Annotated in this window: 16 protein-coding genes and 1 tRNA gene; 9 read left to right on the top strand and 8 right to left on the bottom strand. The window is 64.3% G+C overall.

Translation table 11 applies throughout. The features are described 5' to 3' along the window. Nucleotides 1-38: 38 nt before the first annotated feature. From BRAD3257_RS02100 to BRAD3257_RS02090, 3 genes are read right to left on the bottom strand one after another with little or no spacing between them, the layout of a single operon-like run. On the bottom strand, nucleotides 39-425 hold the full coding sequence (locus BRAD3257_RS02100) for a response regulator (RefSeq protein ID WP_027577509.1): 387 nt from the start codon (nucleotides 423-425) through the stop codon (nucleotides 39-41). 32 nt (nucleotides 426-457) lie between these two features. Next, nucleotides 458-931: a chemotaxis protein CheW gene (locus BRAD3257_RS02095; RefSeq protein ID WP_122400449.1), complete on the bottom strand. Its 474-nt coding sequence runs from the start codon at nucleotides 929-931 to the stop codon at nucleotides 458-460. A gap of 24 nt (nucleotides 932-955) precedes the next feature. Then, nucleotides 956-3,766: a hybrid sensor histidine kinase/response regulator gene (locus BRAD3257_RS02090; protein WP_122400448.1), complete on the bottom strand. Its 2,811-nt coding sequence runs from the start codon at nucleotides 3,764-3,766 to the stop codon at nucleotides 956-958. A gap of 836 nt (nucleotides 3,767-4,602) precedes the next feature. Here BRAD3257_RS02090 and BRAD3257_RS02085 point away from each other — a divergent pair. The 3 genes from BRAD3257_RS02085 to BRAD3257_RS02075 all read left to right on the top strand — a co-directional run bounded on the left by BRAD3257_RS02085 (nucleotide 4,603) and on the right by BRAD3257_RS02075 (nucleotide 6,167). After that, nucleotides 4,603-5,301: a Crp/Fnr family transcriptional regulator gene (locus tag BRAD3257_RS02085; protein ID WP_174221622.1), complete on the top strand. Its 699-nt coding sequence runs from the start codon at nucleotides 4,603-4,605 to the stop codon at nucleotides 5,299-5,301. A 155-nt stretch (nucleotides 5,302-5,456) separates the two neighbouring features. After that, the gene (locus tag BRAD3257_RS02080; protein WP_122400446.1) at nucleotides 5,457-5,867 is read left to right on the top strand and encodes an Hpt domain-containing protein; all 411 of its coding nucleotides are present in this window, start codon (nucleotides 5,457-5,459) and stop codon (nucleotides 5,865-5,867) included. A gap of 51 nt (nucleotides 5,868-5,918) precedes the next feature. Further along, nucleotides 5,919-6,167, top strand: a complete 249-nt coding sequence (locus BRAD3257_RS02075; protein WP_122400445.1) for a hypothetical protein — start codon at nucleotides 5,919-5,921, stop codon at nucleotides 6,165-6,167. Between the two features lie 75 nt (nucleotides 6,168-6,242). Here BRAD3257_RS02075 and BRAD3257_RS02070 read toward each other — a convergent pair whose 3' ends face one another. Further along, nucleotides 6,243-6,866 (bottom strand): helix-turn-helix domain-containing protein, encoded by a 624-nt coding sequence (locus tag BRAD3257_RS02070; RefSeq protein WP_122400444.1) that lies wholly within the window; start codon nucleotides 6,864-6,866, stop codon nucleotides 6,243-6,245. Between the two features lie 329 nt (nucleotides 6,867-7,195). Here BRAD3257_RS02070 and BRAD3257_RS02065 point away from each other — a divergent pair, with 329 nt between their 5' ends. The 3 genes from BRAD3257_RS02065 to BRAD3257_RS02055 all read left to right on the top strand — a co-directional run bounded on the left by BRAD3257_RS02065 (nucleotide 7,196) and on the right by BRAD3257_RS02055 (nucleotide 10,642). Continuing rightward, nucleotides 7,196-8,359, top strand: coding sequence for a hypothetical protein (locus BRAD3257_RS02065; RefSeq protein ID WP_122400443.1), 1,164 nt, complete (start codon nucleotides 7,196-7,198; stop codon nucleotides 8,357-8,359). A gap of 353 nt (nucleotides 8,360-8,712) precedes the next feature. Next, nucleotides 8,713-9,138 carry a hypothetical protein gene (locus tag BRAD3257_RS02060; RefSeq protein ID WP_162500069.1) on the top strand — a complete coding sequence of 142 codons (426 nt, stop codon included), beginning with the start codon at nucleotides 8,713-8,715 and terminating at the stop codon, nucleotides 9,136-9,138. Nucleotides 9,139-9,427: 289 nt separating this feature from the next. After that, nucleotides 9,428-10,642 (top strand): EAL domain-containing response regulator, encoded by a 1,215-nt coding sequence (locus BRAD3257_RS02055; RefSeq protein ID WP_122400441.1) that lies wholly within the window; start codon nucleotides 9,428-9,430, stop codon nucleotides 10,640-10,642. 12 nt (nucleotides 10,643-10,654) lie between these two features. Here the strand turns inward: BRAD3257_RS02055 and BRAD3257_RS02050 are convergent, their stop codons facing one another. Beyond that, nucleotides 10,655-11,515 carry a DMT family transporter gene (locus tag BRAD3257_RS02050; protein ID WP_122400440.1) on the bottom strand — a complete coding sequence of 287 codons (861 nt, stop codon included), beginning with the start codon at nucleotides 11,513-11,515 and terminating at the stop codon, nucleotides 10,655-10,657. A 158-nt stretch (nucleotides 11,516-11,673) separates the two neighbouring features. Here BRAD3257_RS02050 and BRAD3257_RS02045 point away from each other — a divergent pair, with 158 nt between their 5' ends. After that, nucleotides 11,674-13,038 (top strand): aminotransferase-like domain-containing protein, encoded by a 1,365-nt coding sequence (locus BRAD3257_RS02045; protein ID WP_430648810.1) that lies wholly within the window; start codon nucleotides 11,674-11,676, stop codon nucleotides 13,036-13,038. 170 nt (nucleotides 13,039-13,208) lie between these two features. On the opposite strand, the gene BRAD3257_RS02040 is transcribed toward BRAD3257_RS02045, so the two are convergent. Beyond that, complete coding sequence (locus tag BRAD3257_RS02040; RefSeq protein WP_122400438.1) at nucleotides 13,209-13,934, bottom strand: hypothetical protein; 726 nt, start codon at nucleotides 13,932-13,934, stop codon at nucleotides 13,209-13,211. 224 nt (nucleotides 13,935-14,158) lie between these two features. Here BRAD3257_RS02040 and BRAD3257_RS02035 point away from each other — a divergent pair, with 224 nt between their 5' ends. After that, a complete protein-coding gene (locus BRAD3257_RS02035) occupies nucleotides 14,159-15,364 on the top strand; it encodes an integrase core domain-containing protein (RefSeq protein ID WP_122400437.1) in 1,206 nt (401 codons plus the stop codon). A 308-nt stretch (nucleotides 15,365-15,672) separates the two neighbouring features. Here the strand turns inward: BRAD3257_RS02035 and BRAD3257_RS02030 are convergent. After that, nucleotides 15,673-15,762: transfer RNA gene (locus BRAD3257_RS02030), tRNA-Ser, on the bottom strand. A gap of 244 nt (nucleotides 15,763-16,006) precedes the next feature. Between BRAD3257_RS02030 and BRAD3257_RS02025 the strand changes: the two genes are divergently transcribed. Continuing rightward, nucleotides 16,007-16,870, top strand: coding sequence for an alpha/beta fold hydrolase (locus BRAD3257_RS02025; RefSeq protein ID WP_122400436.1), 864 nt, complete (start codon nucleotides 16,007-16,009; stop codon nucleotides 16,868-16,870). Between the two features lie 263 nt (nucleotides 16,871-17,133). On the opposite strand, the gene BRAD3257_RS02020 is transcribed toward BRAD3257_RS02025, so the two are convergent. Next, a complete protein-coding gene (locus BRAD3257_RS02020) occupies nucleotides 17,134-18,258 on the bottom strand; it encodes an ROK family protein (protein ID WP_122400435.1) in 1,125 nt (374 codons plus the stop codon). Nucleotides 18,259-18,373: the final 115 nt, after the last annotated feature.

The raw sequence follows: 18,373 nt of genomic DNA, 5'->3' as shown, positions 1-18,373 counted from the left end.
GGAAACACTCTGGCCCAAACACTTTGGGCCAGACACACTCAGACCATGGCTTGTCCGACCGGGATCAAACCAACTTCAGCGAACTTGTCGGCGATGATGTCTTTGTCGAAGGGCTTCATGATGTACTCGTTGGCGCCGCCAGAGAGTGCCTGAGCGATATGCGCCACGTTGTTTTCGGTGGTGCAGAACACGACCTTGGGCTGATCCCCGCCGGGCAGGCGGCGCATGTGGCCCATGAACTCGAAACCGTCCATGACCGGCATGTTCCAGTCGAGCAGCACGGCATCGGGCAGCTTGCGCTGACAGATCTCGAGCGCCTTCGAGCCGTCCTCGGCCTCGGTGACCTCGAATTCCAGGCCTTCCAGGATCCGGCGTGCGATCTTGCGTACGACGCTGGAATCATCGACGACCAAACACGTTTTCATTTTGGTTCTCCGGCTTCGATGTTTTCGTTGGCTTACGCCGCCATCTGCACTTTGGTTTCGAGCTCGAGGACGCGATCGACGTCGAGGACGACCATGAGCTGGCCGTCGAGGCGGTGGACGCCGCCGGCGAGCTTGGCCATGCGGGGGTCGAGGTTGACGGGGTTCTCCTCCTTGCCGTCCTCGGGCAGGCGCAGCACCTCGCCGATCTGGTCGATCAGGAGGCCGTAGGATTCGCCGCGCAGGTCGACGCCGACCGCCATCGCCGTCTTGCCGTCCTCAGGTCTGGGCAGGCCGAGACGGGCGCGCATGTCGACCACGGTGACGATGCGGCCGCGCAGGTTCAAGACGCCGGCGATCTCGCGCGAGGACAAGGGCACGCGGGTGACGCGCTCGGGCATGAACACGTCCTGGACGCGGGAGATCGGCAGCCCGAACAGCTGGCCGCCGATCATCGCGGTGACGTATTCGACCATGGTGCCTTCGCTGGCGTGGGTCTTGCTGCTCATAAGCGCGTCTCCTGATCCCGTTGGTTACGCCGCCGCCCGGCTCAGCTCGGAGGCGCCGGCGGCGCCCGCGGTCTGCTCCTTCAGCGCCGCGATCAGACCGGGACGGTCGAACTTGGCGACATAATCGTGGAAGCCGGCCTGGCGGCCGCGCTCGATCGCCGCCGGCGACACCAGCGCCGAGAGGCCGATGATCGGCGTCGCGGCGAGATTGTTGTCGGCGCGGATCACTTCGGCGAACTCGAACCCGTTCATGTCCGGCATCTCGATGTCGGTCAGGATCACGTCGAAGTTTTGCGCGCGCAGCGCGGCGAGGCCCTCCTGCGCGCCTCCCGCGGTGCGGACGCGGTAGCCGGCGGCCTTCAGCACCGGCGCCAGCATGTTGCGGAAGAACGCAGAGTCGTCGACCAGCAGCACCGACTGCGAGTGCATCGACGGCCGCATCTCCTTGCGGGTGAACCAGTCGGCGAACGCCATCGGCAGGAAGTGGCCGACGTCGATCACCTCGGTGGCCTGGCCCTTGATCACCGCCGAGCCGAGAATGCCCGAACCCGAACCGCCGACCTCGATGTTGAGCCGTTCCTCGACGATGTCGATGATCTCGTCGACGACGAGGCCCATGGAGCGGCCGTCATCGGCGAACACCAGGATCGGCTGGGCGCCCTGGCCGGCAATGGTGACGCCTTCCATGGCGACCAGCGGCATCAGCTGCTCGCGGTACTGCACCATGTAGCGGCCGTTACTGAACTCGATCTTGTCGGCCGGCAGCTCTTCCAGGCGCGTGACGAGGCCGAGCGGGACCGCCTTGGGCTGCGACGAGCCGGCGCGGAACACCAGCAGCGAGGTGGTCTGCTCGCCCGAGCCGATGTGATGGCCGGCCGCGTCATCCGCCATGTCGTGGGCCGAGGAGCCGGCGGCGCCGAGCGCCTTGGCAATGCCGTTGGGGTCGATGATCATGATCACCGCGCCATCGCCCAAGATGGTGTTGCCGGAGAACATGTCGATGTGACGCAGCTTGGTCGACATCGGCTTGACCACGATCTCTTCGGTGTGGAACACGCCGTCGACGACGATGCCGAAGGTCTGGCTGCCGACCTGCGTCACCACGATGAAGCCGTTCTCGGGATCGCTGGCGGCGCCGTCGTCGATCTTCAGGAGCTTCTTCAGGTGGATCAGCGGCAGCAGCTTGTTGCGCAGCCGCAGCACCGCGGTGTCCTTGATGCGCTCGATGCGGTGCTCGCTGTTGGCGCGGGCGCGGACCAGCTCGACCACCGAGAGCTGCGGAATGGCAAAGCGGTCGCCGGCGGCTTCCACGATCAGGGCCGAGACGATGGCGAGCGTCAGCGGGATCTTGATGGTGACCGAGCTGCCCTCGCCGGCCACGCTCTTGATGTCGATGGTGCCGCCGATCTGGTCGATGTTGGTGCGCACCACGTCCATGCCGACGCCGCGGCCCGAGACCGAGGTGATGGCGGCGGCGGTGGAGAAGCCCGGCGCGAAGATGAACTTGTGGATCTGGGCTTCGCTCATCTTCTCCAGCTCGGCCTCGGTGACGAGACCGCTCGAGAGCGCCTTGGCCTTGATCTTCTCGGTGTTGAGGCCGCGGCCGTTGTCGGCGATGCAGATGATGATGTGGCCGCCCTCGTGATAGGCGGAGAGGCGAATGGTGCCCTGCTCGCCCTTGCCGCTGGCGAGGCGCTCGGCGGGGGTCTCCAGGCCATGATCGGCGGAGTTGCGCACCATGTGGGTGAGCGGGTCCTTGATCAGGTCGAGCACCTGGCGGTCGAGCTCGGTGTCGGCGCCGTGCATCTCCAATTCGATCTGCTTGCCGAGTTCGCTCGAGAGGTCGCGGACGATGCGCGGCAGCTTCTGCCAGGCATTGCCGATCGGCTGCATGCGCGTCTTCATGACGCCCTCCTGCAGCTCGGCGGTGACGTTGGAGAGGCGCTGCAAGGGCACCTTGAACTCGGTGTCCTCGTTGCGCCGCGAGATCTCCAGCAGCTGGTTGCGGGTCAAGACCAGCTCGGAGACCATGGTCATCAGATGCTCCAGCGTATCCACGTTGACGCGGATCGACTGGTTGGCGACGCGGTCGCCCTCGCTCGCCGTCTCGTCGGCCATCGACTTCTTCGGCGCCGGCTTGGCGGGTTTTGCCGCCTCCTTCGCGACCGGTGCTTCGGCGGCCGGCGCAGGCGCGGCCACAGCTTTGACAACAGGCACCGGCGCTTCGATCGCGGTCTCGCGGAAGGCGCGCTCGAGCTCGTCGAGCGAGACTTCGCCCGGACGCAACGGGCGCTCCAGGGTCTGCTCGACCAGCGAGCCCGTGGTCATCTGCTTGGCCGGCGCAGCAGCCGGGGCATCCGGCGCCAGCGGCGGAGCGTCAGCAACCGGAATGGTGCCGCTCGGCATCGGCTGCGCCGAGCCGGACGCGATCGGCGAGGCCGACGCCGACATCGCCGCCATGCCCTGCTCGACCATCGCTTCCAGCTTGTCGATGAGGTCGCGGTCGTTGCCCTCAGGCTCGGCTTCGGTCGCCTCGAGACCTGCCAAAATCTCCTTGATGCGGTCGATCGAGGACAGGATCACCGTCACCGCCTGCCCGGTCACCGGCATGCCGTCACGGAATTTGCCCATCAGGGTCTCGCCGGCATGCGCCAGCGCTTCCAGCCGCGGCAGGCCGAGGAAGCCGCAGGTGCCCTTGATGGTGTGGACCAGGCGGAAGATGTTATCCAGGATCTTGGCGTTGTTCGGCTCCTGCTCGAACTTCACCAGCTGGTTGTCCACGGTATCCAGGCTCTCGCTGGTCTCCGTCAGAAACTCCCGTAACAGATCATCCATGAGCTACGCCTTACTGACTGGACCCGAACGCGACGCCTGAGCCACCGTGGGCATGGACGCCCCTAGCCTGGATCGTTAGACATCCCATTTCACAGTCCCGTTAATTTCATCCTCCGTGCTACTACGGATATTGAAGAGAAGTTTGCGGGTCGACTGCATGCTGCAGCGCTTTTCGGCAAAAGCGGCTCCGCGCCCCAGCGAAGGGACATGCGAGGTACGACCGATAACGGCGAGGCGCGCGGGAAAGTCCTGCTCATGAAGAACGATAGAGACGGCATGCAGGGCATTGGCCCGAGCCACACAAGCTGCGGCACACTCGTGACCCGCCTTTTGCGGTGTTGCCGCGACCTGCGCGGTCCGCGCGCTTGAGGTAAACGAACGGTTACCCTACGGCCGAAGCGGCTCGTGCCGCGCTAACCGAGCCGTGCGGCCGAGGCACTGTCTGCCTTCCAACGGGTATATAGACGACACTACAACCCTTAGGTTAGTATTGTTTATGCGCCGCGCAACTGAATGACGGACGGAGGCCACGCCGATCGTCTATCGAACCCGCTGGATTGAACCTGCATGACCGCGAGCGGCCACCCGCCCAATCAGTTGCTGCAACTGCTCGCCACCGCCTGTGCCCGATGGGAGCCGTGCCGTGACGGGAGCATCGCGCAATCGCTGTATGCCGACGTCTGGGCAGCGTCGCAGACCGATCACGAAGGACGGACAACTTGTCCCCAATCGCCAACATATCCCGGCGTGAACATGATACAACTTACCCGGGTAGGGCGTGATTTCACGCCGCGCTTCGAGGAGTGCAGGGAACCGGGGAGGCAGCTTTGGGAACGATGGTGCGTTCACCCAACGGTTTCCTGTCTGCACTGTCGGCAGACGACTATGAATTGATCCGCCCGCATCTGCGAACGGTCGATTTGCCCCACGACGCCGTGCTGGTCGAGACCGGTGAGGCGCTCGAGCGCGCCTATTTTCCCCACCGCGGCGTCATCTCGCTGGTGGTGGAGCTGGCCAAGGGCGAGCATGTGCAAGTCGCCATGATCGGCCGCGACAGCTTGCTCGGGACGCTTTCGACCATGGGCGATGCGTGTGCGTTGAACACCGCCATCGTGCTGGTTCCCGGCGTCGCCTCGGTGGTGGATCTGGAGCGGCTGCGGATCGCCGCCGACCAGAGCAGCACCCTGCGCACGTTGCTCGCGCGCCACGGGCTGGCGGTCTACGCCCAGGTGCAGCAGACCGCGGGCTGCAACGCCGCCCATCCGGTGGAATCGCGGCTGTCGCGGTGCCTGTTGCACACCCACGATCTGTCGGGCGACTCCCGACTGCTGCTGACCCAGGAGACCCTGGCACAGATGATCGGGGCGCGGCGCAACAGCGTGTCGCTGGTCGCCAACTCCTTGCAGCAGGCCAATTTCATCCACTACAGCCGCGGACACATCCAGATCACCAATCTGGACGGCCTGCGCCAGACGGCCTGCGAGTGCTACGCCATCGTGAAGGCCCAGTACGACCGCCTGCTCGGCACGCGCTGATCGCCGCGCTCGATTGGTAAACGGCCGGCTAATGCCGACCTGCAAACACGGGCCATCCTGCTACCGGAACTGAAATTCGAATGCGGTAGACACGGGGCATGCCTCGCGCCGGCACGTGCCGCGCGCCAACGAAACGTGATTGATCAAGGCAGGCCATGTTTGACGTAACCGTCGCGCCTGCACAGAAGGCGCTCGATGCCGAACCTGCGCGCGAGCCGCGCGCATACGAAGCGCTGGTGCGCGAGATCGGCGAGGACGGCGCCTCTGAAGTGCGCGATGTATTCTGGAGCGAGACCTGCGTGCGCCTGCAACTGTTCCGCACGCTCTCGCCTTTGCAGCACCACGCCAGGATCGCGCGGGAAGCGCATTCGCTGAAGAGCGCGGCCGGGACGTTCGGCTATGTCAGGCTCGCAGCGCTGGCGTTGCGGCTGGAAAAAACCACGGAGGGTCTCGGCGAGACGGAATTCCGCGTTCTCCTTGACCGGATGGATGCCGCCTATGCCGCCGCCCGCGCGCAGGAGCCGCCGCGCAAAATCCGCCGTACTTCTACGGTTTGGGATTTTTAGAGATGGCTAATCATGGGTCGCGATAGTCCTGGAAAACCAGGAGGGTTTTCCATGTTCACCTACGAGACCGCAGACCAGAAGGAGGTTCGTCGCTTCCGCATTGCACAGTTCAATGGCCGGATGGCGACGGTGAAGGCCGGCGGGTCGACCGTGACCGGCTTCGTGCGTTCGGTGCTGGAGCAGGAATCGAGCATGCCTCCACGCTGGACCATCACGATCATTCCGAACGCGCCGAAGGAAGAGATCAAGCCGCTGCGTCCCGCCGCGCGCGCACGTCCGTTCGCCGAAGATTATTTCTGAGCGTTTCCAAAGTTCTCGAGAACGTCTCGAGCTTCGTCCGCACCGCCTGCGGCGGCGCAACAGACCCGCTCAAACCTAGTCGATCGCATGCAGCAGCGCCGCGCGGACGAGGTCCGCGGTGTTGCGCGCACCGAGCTTGCGCATCGCCTCGGCGCGGTGGCTCTCGAAGGTGCGCGGACTGATCTGCATGCGAAGCGCGCCCTGCTTGTTCGAGTAGCCCTCGCTGATCAGCCTCAGCACCTCGCGTTCGCGTTTGGTCAGCCGCTTCTGGCCGGACGGGCCGAGGAGTTCGGCGTTCGGCAGGCGCTGCGGCTGCAGCACGCGGGCGGCCTTCGATTCTGCCTCCTCCGTGCCGGACGGGATCGGCAGGCCGCCCTTGTGAGGGCCGGCCAGCCGTTTGACCAGACCGCAAACGCGTTCGGTCTGTGCCAGCGCGTTCTCCACCACCCGCTGCAAATAGGCGCGATCGCCGGTAGCGGGCGCGAGCTGGTCGCTGTGATGCTTGATCTCGCCCATGTAGAGCAGGAGCGCCGTCAGGGGGCCGTTGAGCTCGCGGGCGATGGCAGCGGCCATTTCGTCGGCTGCCTTGGCACGGACGGCGCTCAGGCGGACGAAATCGGGCTCTTCAGCGGAAGCAGCGCTGCCTTCGTGCCATTCCGACGGCCGCGAATCGCCGGCCGTATCATTCTGTGACCCCATGTCACTGATTTAGCGGAACCTGGGCCTGTCTGTGGTTAACTTTTTGCTCCGTAAGACTACGGTGATTTAGGCCATTTTGCGCAAAAATAGCGGCTTCGGCACAATTTATGCTTGCGCGGTGCTGCACCCGACCATGCAAGGGTTGAGCTTTCCCCAAGATCTGGGCTGAGCGGATAGGACTCCTTGGCCGCGGCCTTCCCCTGACCTCCGCCCCGGGTTTACGGAATAATTAACGGCGGCTTGCTTCTCTAGGGAGGTTGAGAGCGCGCAAATGCCTCCACGCATTGGGCCCGCAAGCCCGCGGGACACGCTGCGAAAGATTGCGTGCCATGAACGAGATCGATCGGCTGTCGGAATTCCTGCAGAGGCTGACGCCGCTGTCGCGCAGCTGTCTGCTCAGCGAGCTCGAACGGCTCGAGCTGTGCGGCATCGACATGCCGGGTTCGGCCGACATCCAGTCCCGCCTGCGCGCCGAGTTCCGCAAGGACGGATCGACCCAGGCGCGCGCCACCAATCCTTCGCGTTATTTCTTCGCGCCGCTGGAGCTGCTGCTGATCGACGGCGCGCCCGAGCATGCCAATATGGGGCGGATCTCGCGCAACACTCTCACTCCGATCTGGGAATGGATCTGCCGCGACCTGCTGCCGACCATGGCGCGCGACTACATCAAGGCGATCAACGACCAGGTCGCGGCCAACAACCCGAAGGAAGTGCAGAAGATCGCCTCGACCTTCCAGACCAAGGTCGTCAAGGTCCTCGAGAGCACGCTCACCTCGCCAGAGAGCGCCGACTCTGCGCGTGCCAAACTCGCGCAATACACGGCCTCGCGCACCGCCTTCGATGACGTCGTGAAGATGCTGCATGTGTTGCGCGCCGGCGATGCGCTGCCGAAGTTCGACGAGGAGCTGCCCGAGAAGATCGCGAAGTTCGACGACGGCCGGGTCGCGCAGATCACCGCGCAACTCGACGCCTTCAAGAAGGCGCATCCCCATGCGGTGCCCTTCGCGCTGGCGCTGGTGGCGCGGCGCCTGAAGACGTCCTGGCAATTGGTGCGGCTCGCCACCAAGGCCGCTGCGAGCAAGGCCGCCGCAGACGTTGCCGCCACGCCCTATGCCTGCGTCGTTCCCATGGTCCTCGACCGGCTCGACGACAAGCGTCTCGCGCTTCGCTTCGCGCTCCGGCACAACCGGGTGCTGATCGCCCGCGACCTGCTCGCCGAAATCTATGACACCGAATATGCGCTCAAGGTCCGCATCGACGGCATCGAAAGTTGCGAGTGGGGCATTCGTCTCCGGCAATTGATGGACGCGATCGCAGCGCTGGTGTCCGCCGAGGTGAGCCGCTTCCCGTCCAATGTCGGACACATCCTCGGCTCGCGCCGCCTGCGCAGCCACGACACGATCGGCGGCAAGCTGACTTATCTCGCCTGGAAGGGCCGCGACGCGATGCAGGACGGTGCGGCGGCGTTCCGCAAATTGATCGGGCAAAACTAGATCGGGGTTCGGTCGCGAAGCAACACGTTGCGCGCGGCTACCGCGGCAGGCACAGGAAGCGATCCATAAATCGCCCTGACAGCACGAATCTGAACCACCAAGATATCATTCGCCGCATCGACATAGCTGTAATCCTCGACAGCCCTCCACCGGCTACGCGGACCAATAGCGCAGCTGCGGCAATGCACATGTGATGTGTTTCACACGCGCGCCGTCTCATCCGGCGCGCCTTGTCGCAGAACCGTCACGAGCGAAATCGAGACATGCGCGCATCGCGCGAAAATGAATTCTTCGGCCGTGCCATCACTCCTATGCTCCGATCCATCGCTCGAGCATTGGGAAGGAAATCCGCGATGAGGTCGAACCGACGGATATTGACGATGTCTGCCCTGCTCACGGTCGCGCTGGCGCTGACTTCCACGACGATGGCGCAGACGGTGCCGCAGCAAGGCAATGCGGCGCCGACCGCCGACAATGCGGTGCTGCTCACCGTCTTCTTCAAGCATGACCAGTCCCGCCCGTTGAACGAGCTGAATGCGCAGCTCGACAAGCAGGGCTTCTACAAGGCGTTTCCGCCGCCCGGCGTCGAGGTCGTGAGCTGGTACGTGATGATGGGCATCGGACAGGTGATCACGCTGCGCCTGCCGGCCGGACGGCTGCGCGAGGTCAACCGCGTCATCGAGGATACCGCGTGGGGCGCTTACCGCACCGAATTCTATCCGACGTATGACTACAAGGCGATCGGCACGGCGCAACACGAAAAAGCCGCCGGCAATTAATCCTGCGGAAGCGTCATCGTTGAACCGGATGGCGATGCAACCGCGTCGCTCGTCTCAGTTCATCGGCAAGCAACGACAGTCGGACGCGCGAGGAAGATTTCGCCTGCGCTGACTTGTCGTTGCCTGTGTGGTGCTCGGGTATGCGAATTCTTCTCGAAGATTCTGTCGACAAATTAGCTCGAATTGCAGGGCTTAACGTTACTCAAATTATTCAAGAACGATGTGAAGCTCTCCTTATTTGAACCCACGCTCAGCGTTTAAGAAAACGTCACGGAACGGGAGTGGTGTAATGAACGATGGGATGACTGAACTCGTCGGCCGGAGGCCTGTGACCTTCGGACGGCGAAAGGTGACGCCGCGCGCTTGCGTGGCCGACAGCAAGCGTCACTTGCGCGCCTTTCTCAGCGAGGTGCTCGAGGATCTCGGCTTCGTCACCTGCGAATGTGCCAGCGCCGATGAGCTGAAGACCGTGCTCGCCACCGAACTGCCGGACCTGATCCTGCTCGGCGTCGCCGCCGATGGCATCGAGCCGGGACGATTCCTCGAGATATTGGTGCGCGAGGCATTTGCCGGCAGGGTTCTCGCCGTCGGCGCCCGCGAGTCGATCATCGTCAAAGCCGTGCGGCAGGTCGGTGAGGAATATGGCCTTGCGATGCTGCCGCCGCTCACGACGCCCTTTGCCGCGGAGACGCTGCGCGAGCGCGTTGCGATGCTGCTGCCGGAGGAGCCGGCGCCGAGCCCGGCCGTGCATGTCGGAGAAGCCTTGCACGCCGGCTGGCTCGAGCTGTGGTACCAGCCCAAGATCGACGCGCGCACGCTGGTGCGCAGCGGCGCCGAGGCCTTGGTGCGGATGCGGCATCCGACCTGGGGCGTGGTGCCGCCGGCCTACTTCATCCCGGAGCCGCACGATCCGCATTTTCGGGAGCTCTCGGAGTTCGTGATCGATCGTGCCTTGCAAGACTGGCATTATCTGCTGGAGCAACAAAGCCCGGTCGATCTGTCGATCAATCTGCCCGCCTGCTATCTCAGGGAACCGCAGGCCGTGCGCGATCTCTGCCGCCGCGTGCCGACGCATCCGGCCTTCGGCGGACTGACCGTCGAGATCGACAGCCAGGAAGCGACCCGCGATCTCGACCACCTGACCGAGGTGGCGCGCGAGGTCGGTCTGCACAACATCGGCTTGGCCGTCGACAATCTCGGCGCCGATTGGCCGGAGCTGATGGGCCTCGACAGGATTCCCTTCGTCAGGCTGAAGGCCGACCGGCAGTTCGTCACCGGCAGCGGCAATGACCGGCTCAAGCGCACGGTGTGCCGTCACATCGTCGAGCTGGCCCAGAGCTTCGGCGCACGCGCGGTGGCGCAAGGAGTCGAGAGCCGCGCCGACCTCGTCGCGGCGAACGAGCTCGGATTCGACCTCGTGCAGGGCTTCCTGTTCGGCAAGCCGATGCCGCTGAAGAAGTTTGCGAGGAGCGCGCTGACCCGGACCGTGATGGGGCAGGCGTGAGGCCGATAGGCTTCAGGCAAACCGCCGCGCGAAGACGACGCAGACGACCACGAGCGCGGTCGCGGCGATCATGCTCCAGGCCACGGGCTCGTGCAGCAGAAGACCTGCGAGCGCGAGGCCGAAGAATGGCTGCAGCTGCTGAAGCTGGCCGACGCGCGCAATGCCCCCGATTGCGAGCCCGCGGTACCAGAAGATGAAGCCGACGAACATGCTGAAGACCGAGACATAGGCGAGCCCGATCCAGGCGGGCACGTCGACGCCGCTCCAGGCGGGCGGCCACGTCAGGATGGCGAGCGCCAGCATCAACGGCAGCGCGAGCAGCAGCGCCCAGGAGATCACCTGCCAGCCACCGAGGCGGCGCGACAGCGCGGCGCCTTCGGCATAGCCGAGGCCGCACAGCACGATCGCGGCCACCATCAGGAGATCGCCGGTGAGCGACGCCGCGCCGTCGCCGGAGAGGGCAAAGCCGGCCACCGTGGCGCTGCCGAGCACGGCGAACAGCCAGAACAGCGGCTGCGGCCGCTCGCCGCCGCGCAGCACGCCGAAGATCGCGGTCGACAGCGGCAACAGGCCGATGAAGACGATGGAACGCGCCGAGGTGATGTGCTGGAGCGCGAGCGCGGTCAGCAGGGGGAAGCCGACCACGACGCCGATGGCGACGATGGCGAGCGAGGCGAGATCGTGCCGCTGCGGTCGGGTCTGACGGAGCACGACTAGCACCGCCGCCCCGATCAACGCCGCGATGACGGCGCGCGCGGACGTCAGGAACAGCGCGGAGAAGCCGCCGACGGCCACGCGCGTTGCCGGCAGCGAGCCGCTGAAGATGATGACGCCGAGAAGCCCGTGGCCCCAGCCGGTGGCGGTAGAGTGCATGGCCCCCCCTTTTGGACGGCGATCTTCGGACTTCCGCGATGGCAAGGACAGCGACAATTCAGTACAATTCTGCCAAACTGTATTGATATGGAAGGTCGCACAGTTTGGACGGCGAGGCGCAGACAAAGGGGCGCAACGGAACGCGGACGATCGACGTGATGAGTGCGATCCGCGCGAGGGTCGCTGCCCGCGCGCTCGGTGCCGGCGACCGGCTGCCATCGATCCGCCGTCTTGCCGCGGCCATGGGCGTTTCGCCGTCCACTGTGGTGGAAGCCTATGATCGCCTGGCGGCCGAAGGCCTGATCCGCGCCCGCCGCGGCTCGGGTTTCTATGTTTCGCCGAGCGTCATGCCGCCGCTGGCCTTGACCGAAGCCGAGCCGCGCCGCGACCGCGCGGTCGACCCGTTCTGGGTATCCAGGCAATCGCTCGATGCCGACGCGAGCGTGGTCAAGCCCGGCTGCGGCTGGCTGCCGCCCGACTGGATGCCGGAGGACGCCTTGCGCCGCGCCGCGCGCGCACTTGCCCGCACGGATGCGAGCGTCTCGACCAATTACGGCACGACGTCCGGCTCGCCCGCTCTGCGCCGGCTGCTGCTGAAGCGACTCGCCGAAGACGAGATCGAGGCCTCGGTCAACCAGCTGATGCTGACGGGTTCCGGCACGCAGGCAACCGACCTGATCTGCCGCTTCCTGCTCCGCCCCGGCGACACGGTGCTGGTCGACGATCCCTGCTACTTCAATTTTCGGGCGCTGCTGCGCGCGCATCAGGCGAAGATCATCAGCGTGCCCACCACGCCGTCGGGCGCCGACGTCGCGCGCTTCGAACAGATCCTCGCCAGCGAACGGCCGCGGCTCTACATCACCAACTCAGCCCTGCACAACCCGACCGGCGCGACGACGTCGCTGCAGACCGCGCACCGGCTTCTGACAGCGGCGGCCGCGCACGATCTCACCATCATCGAGGACGACATCTTCGGCGATTTCGAGCCGGAGCGCTCGCCGCGCCTTGCCGCACTCGACGGGCTCAATCGCGTGATCCGCATCGGCAGTTTCTCCAAGACGCTGTCGGCCTCGGTGCGCTGCGGCTATATCGCGGGACGCGCCGACTGGATCGAGCAATTGGTCGACCTCCAGGTCGCGACAAGCTTTGGCGGACCGAGCCCGGTTGCGACCGACATCATCGCCAATGTGCTGGCCGGCGGCAGCTATCGCAAGCACATGGATGAACTGAGACGGAAGCTCACCCGCACCCGCAGCGACATCGCGCGCAAACTTCAGGCGCTGGGAATCGAGCCTTGGCTGATGCCGCGCGGCGGCTTCTTCCTCTGGTGCCGCTTTTCCGATGGGCTGGACGCCACGGCCGTTGCGCGCGCCGCACTCGAGGAGAACGTCGTGCTCGCGCCGGGCAACGTGTTCAGCATGGCGCAGACGGCCACGAGCTTCATGCGATTCAACGTCGCGCACATGAACGAGCCGCGGATGTGGGACGTGCTGCGGCGGGTGCTGGCCGGTCGCAAGACGTAACTTGCGCCGGACCAGCCGCCTCAGTTCGAATCGAGCTTCCCGGTCCAACGATTCCTGCGCTTCCAATATGGACAGTGCGGACAGGACTCTCCGATCGGGTAATCAATGCCTCTTCATGCGGATAGCACCGCTGCTCGGAGCAACCCATCCGTTGCCTCAAGAATTGAACGCTAGCCAATCAGCAGCCCAAGTTTGGCGGCCGTTTGCAGGAATTGACGGAGGTCTCCCGCCACGGCCGCCGGATCTACCCGCTCTACCGAGGACTGATGTCGGTCAGCGGCATTTGCCATGCCGCCACAAATCACTTCGACCAGCTCATCGAAACTTCTCGAGCCGTCGAGAAGCTGAAGAGCCTGGCATCCACGCTCATCTTCCAGACGAACGGTCTGATGCAACATGTTCGTAACCATGGTGTCGCTCTGCGATTGCATGCGTGCGACCGGGCTGGCGAGAGGCCGGTCGCTGACATGCCGTGTCAGCTTGGGGCGCGACAGGAAGAAGCCGACCTCTCCGCTGCAGGCAAGAACGAACATTGCCTCCACCAGTAACTGAACATCCTCTGCCGAGGGCAGTTGCGGGTCCAGCTGGCGGGTCGCTTCATCGACCAATTCATCGAACGTCAGCGTCGATGGCCATGCCCTCCCGAGCGTGAGATACGCTGACTTCAACAGAGGATGCGAAACGCGTAGCGAACTTCCCTCCTGGGTCTTGAACTCCAGCTCGGATGTATCCGCCAGGCAGAAGTCCGGCGCGACCGGTTCTGTCGAGGACAGCAGATGGAAGCGGCGCACGAAGTCCATGTCGATCTTGCGCTGGAGCGGAACATCGCCGTGACAGAGCAGGGTTCGGCGGAATCCGAATCCATCGATGAAGTCCTGATACTGGTCGCGCGCCATGAATTCGGCGTCGGGAAGGCAATAGGCTCGCAGACAATGACGTTCGGATTTAGCATTGCCTCTCTTGGCAAGCCATGCAGGGGCTACACCAGACACCTCTGGCGTGCGGTAAGGCCGGATTTTGCGGGGCTTTCCTGAAGCCGTTGAGCGGCCCGAGACATAGGTGACAGAACGTACCGGGCACATGGGTTACACTTTCCGCTTTTGTTCTGCGGGAGGTGTGGATGCCGTGGAAAGCGAGTTCGGTAATGGAGGAGCGCCTTCGCTTTGTCGCCCGCCTGTTGGACGGGGAAGCCATGACGGATGTCTGCCGGGAGTTCGGCATCTCCCGTAAGACCGGCTACAAGATTTTCGATCGCTACAAGGAACATGGCCTGGAGGCGCTGAGCGACCGCTCCAGGCGGCCGGTTCGCTACGCCAATCAACTGCCGGCCCAGATCGAGACGCTGATTGTCCAGCTCAAGGCCGAGAAGCCGCATTGGGGGGCCCGCAAGATCCGCGAACTCCTGGTGCGACGGCTCGACGGCGATGTCCGGGTGCCGGCCAAAAGCACCATTCATGCGGTGCTCGATCGCCACGGCCTGGTCAGGCGGGGCGGCGGGCCGCGCCATCGCGCGCGCGGCACGTCGCTATCGCAAGGGACTGCCCCGAACGATGTCTGGTGCGCCGACTTCAAAGGCGAGTTCAAGCTTGGCAACAGCCATTACTGCTTCCCGCTGACCGTCAGCGATCATGCCGCGCGCTTCCTGCTGCTGTGCGAGGCGCTCGACTCCACGCGCGAGGAGCCTGCCATGACCGCCTTCGAGCGCCTGTTCCGCGAGCGCGGCCTGCCGCTTGCCATTCGGTCCGACAATGGCGTGCCGTTTGCCAGTCCCAATGCCTTGTTCAATCTTTCCAAGCTCTCGGTATGGTGGCTCCGCCTCGGTATCGCCATCGAGCGCATCAAGCCAGGTCATCCGCAACAAAATGGCCGGCACGAGCGCATGCACCTCACCCTCAAGAAGGAGGCCACCAGGCCGCCTGGCTTCAACAGCCTGCAACAGCAGGAGCGCTTCGATGCCTTCGTGCACGAGTTCAATACCGAGCGCCCCCACGAGGCGCTCGGCATGAAGTGCCCTGCCGAGGTCTACACGGCCTCAGCGCGGGCCTATGCCGGCCTGCCGGAGTTGAGCTATCCCTTCCACGACCGCGACGTCGTCGTCACTGCCTGCGGCCGCCTCTGCCTGCATCGCAAGAGGATCAACATCTCAACCGTCCTGGCTGGCCAGAAGCTCGGCATCAAGGAGGTCGACGAGGGCATCTGGCTCGTCAGCTTCATGCATTACGATCTCGGCTATTTCGATCTCGAACAGAAGACCTTGCAACCTCTCGACAACCCGTTCGGTCCGAGGCCCATCACCGATGTCCCCGCCACGACCACGGCGCCCTGACGGAGACGCGCTCTTGTGCATTCTTGGCATGGAAGGCCACTTGCTTGGCTCCGCTGTCGCGGTCAACCCCCGAAGCCCGAAGGGGCGCGGCACGCGCGGGGTTGACGGCGATAGCGCGAGCCGAGCAAAAATAGCCGTGCCATGAATGCGTCACGCTGAAATGCAGCAGATTGCAGGCCATCTCAATTTGAAGCGAACTTGGAGCAGATGACTTTGAAACCCCGCGACAACCCGATCGGCACGAGGTTGTCACCCATCTCTTAGGTACGTTTCGTTACCCATGTCTCCGGGCCGGACACGTTTTATTATGGCGGAGAGGGAGGGATTCGAACCCCCGATAGGCTTGCACCTATGCCGCATTTCGAGTGCGGTGCATTCAACCACTCTGCCACCTCTCCTGAAGGCGCCATATAGGAGCTGCGGCCCCTGTGGTTGGGGGCGTTAATAGGCGAGGATGGCGGGCCAGACAAGGCGCCAAAGGGGAAAATCCGCTGCCTCGTTCAGCCCTTGTCGTCCCTCTTGGCCTGGAGCTCCGCTCCGATGAACCGGAACGGAGCCCTGGATTTTTGTTTTGACGCGTTTTCTTGACGCGAACCGGTGGCCACTTCGCTGGAAAACGCTTTTGCCCCGAAAGGAACCGCCATGGAGCATCTGACGATCTCGGCCAATGGCGCCGATTTCCACCTGGTCCGCGCTGGAAAGGGCAAACCGCTGCTTTTGCTGCATGGCTGGCCGGAATTCTGGCTGACCTGGGAGCCGGTCATGGCGCGTCTTTCGGATCGCTTCATGCTCGTAGCGCCGGACCTTCGCGGCTTCGGCGACAGCGACAAGCCCGATGGCCCTTACGGGCCGGAAGGCCACGCGGCGGACATGCTGGCGCTGATGGACGGGCTCGGCATCGACCGATTCGGCGTGGTCGGCCATGACGTCGGCGGCGCCATGATGCAGCCGCTGGCCCGCCAGGCGCCCGGGCGGCTCGCCGGGCTTTTCTTCTTCGACTTCGTCTATCCCGGGATCGGGCCGCGCATGGCCGCGCCTGATAGGCTCAACCACATCTGGTACCAGTCCTTCCACCAGATGGAGATTGCGCCTGCGCTGATCGGCGCGAGCCGCGAGAGCTGCCGGCTCTATATCGGCCATTTCCTCAAGTGCTGGGCGCACCGGAAGGGCGCCTTCGACGACGTCCTCGACGCCTTCGCCGACAATTTCTTCAAAGACGGCAATCTCGCCGGCGGCTTTGCGCATTATCGCGCCTCGCATGCCGGCCGGATCGCGATGATGAAAGGCGAAGCGCTACCGCTTCCAACGATTGAGGTGCCGACCTGCGTGCGCTGGGCCGAGCACGATCCGCTGTTTCCCTATGCGTGGACCGATCGGCTGGGCGAGACGTTCAGCACGCTCGATCTTGCGATGTTTCCCGGCGTCGGCCACTTCCCGCATCGGGAAGATCCCGATCGCGCGGCAGCCGAGATCGCGGCGTTCTTTCAGCGCGCCGGCTGGAGCTGAGGGGATGAGAACGGGGTGGGACCGCCAGACGCGGTAAACACTGGCGGTCCCGTGCCGCTCATTGAAATACTGGCCGGGAAGGGCGGCTTCGCCGGCCGAGTGGAAGCGACGATTCGACCCTAGCGTGTAGTCCGCATGGCGCAACGCAATCCGGTCCTTAACCTAACCGGTCAAGGTTACTCTGGAGCCCGGACGGGCTTCAGGTCCTCGTCTGACGCGTTTTCTTGACGCGAACCGGTCTCCACTTCGCTCGAAAACGCTAGCTAGTCCGCTTTACCCTTTTTCTTCCCGTTCTCCGTGGAATCCCGGTCTTTTCCGTTGCCGTTCTCCTTGCGGCGGTTGGTGAAGCGCGCATTGCCGAGCCCGGTGCCGATGGTGAGCACGCCCCAACGATCGACGTGCTGCATGAACGGCACTTCCGACAGCCCCTGAACGACACCGTCATTGTGCATCACGATCGCAGCATCGTGCTCGCCGATCTGCGGGATGGCTTCGATGAGGCTCGCCGGCAGGTTGAACTTGCTGCTCTCCCAATTGCCGGGGAGATTCTGCGCGCCCTTCTCGATCGAGCCGTCCGCGTTGATCACTCCGGGACAGGCGATGCCTATGAACGGCGCGAGCTTGAAGCCTTCGGCCTCGGCGTCTTCGATCAGGCCTTCGAGCATCTTGACCAGCCGCTTCACCGCGACTTCGCGGCTCGGCTCGTCATCGGCGTGACGCCACAGATCGGATTTGAAGACCACCGCCTTGGACAGGTCGGGCGCCTTCTTCCACCGTGTCTCGACGATGCCGCAGCGGATGTTGGTTCCGCCGATGTCGACGGCGAGAATGCTGTCATAGGCCTCGAAAATCCAGGAGGGCGCGAGGTGCAGGGCTCCGATCAGGCCGGCATCGTCAGGATCGAATCGAATCGGCACCAGGTCGACCTTGAAGCCTTCCGATTTCAGGATGATCTCGGCCCGGGCAATGGCAATTTCGCCGAGCCGGCTGGCGCGAAAGCCGCCGCCGACCACGATGCATTCGGTCTTGGCCCAGGCCTTGGTCTTGAGGAATCGCCGCGTGACGTAAGCGAGCTCCTGCGCGAAGTCCTCGATCGCGCTGTGCACGACGGCCGTTGCCTCGGTGTCGTCGCCGACCAGGACGGCATCAAGGGACTTCTTGCTGAGCTTGTCGGACGGCTCGTCGCCGAACGGATCCTCGCCGCTCTTGCGCAGCGGCTTGCGCCATTCCTCGAGGATCTCGCGAAACGCCCCCTTGCTGGCGCGATCGCCGAGAAAGCCGTCATCGTCCTTGATCTCGATGTTGAAGCTGTCGACATCGACCGACGGCAGGCGGCTCGCCCCGTGCTGGGCGATACCCGTTGTCTTGACCAGCTCGTCCGTAGCCATGGTAGCCCTTGCCCGCGTGTCCAATTTGCGAGGACACAACGGGATGGGAACCGGTTGGTTGCAGAGCGGGCCGGAGATTCTCCGAACGTTCGGAAATGGCTCAAATCCTTCAAAT

The sequence above is a fragment of the Bradyrhizobium vignae genome, assembly GCF_900324035.1.
Lineage (GTDB): Bacteria > Pseudomonadota > Alphaproteobacteria > Rhizobiales > Xanthobacteraceae > Bradyrhizobium > Bradyrhizobium vignae.
The sequence above is the reverse complement of the archived record's forward strand: the minus strand, read 5'-3'. Positions and strand labels throughout refer to the sequence as shown.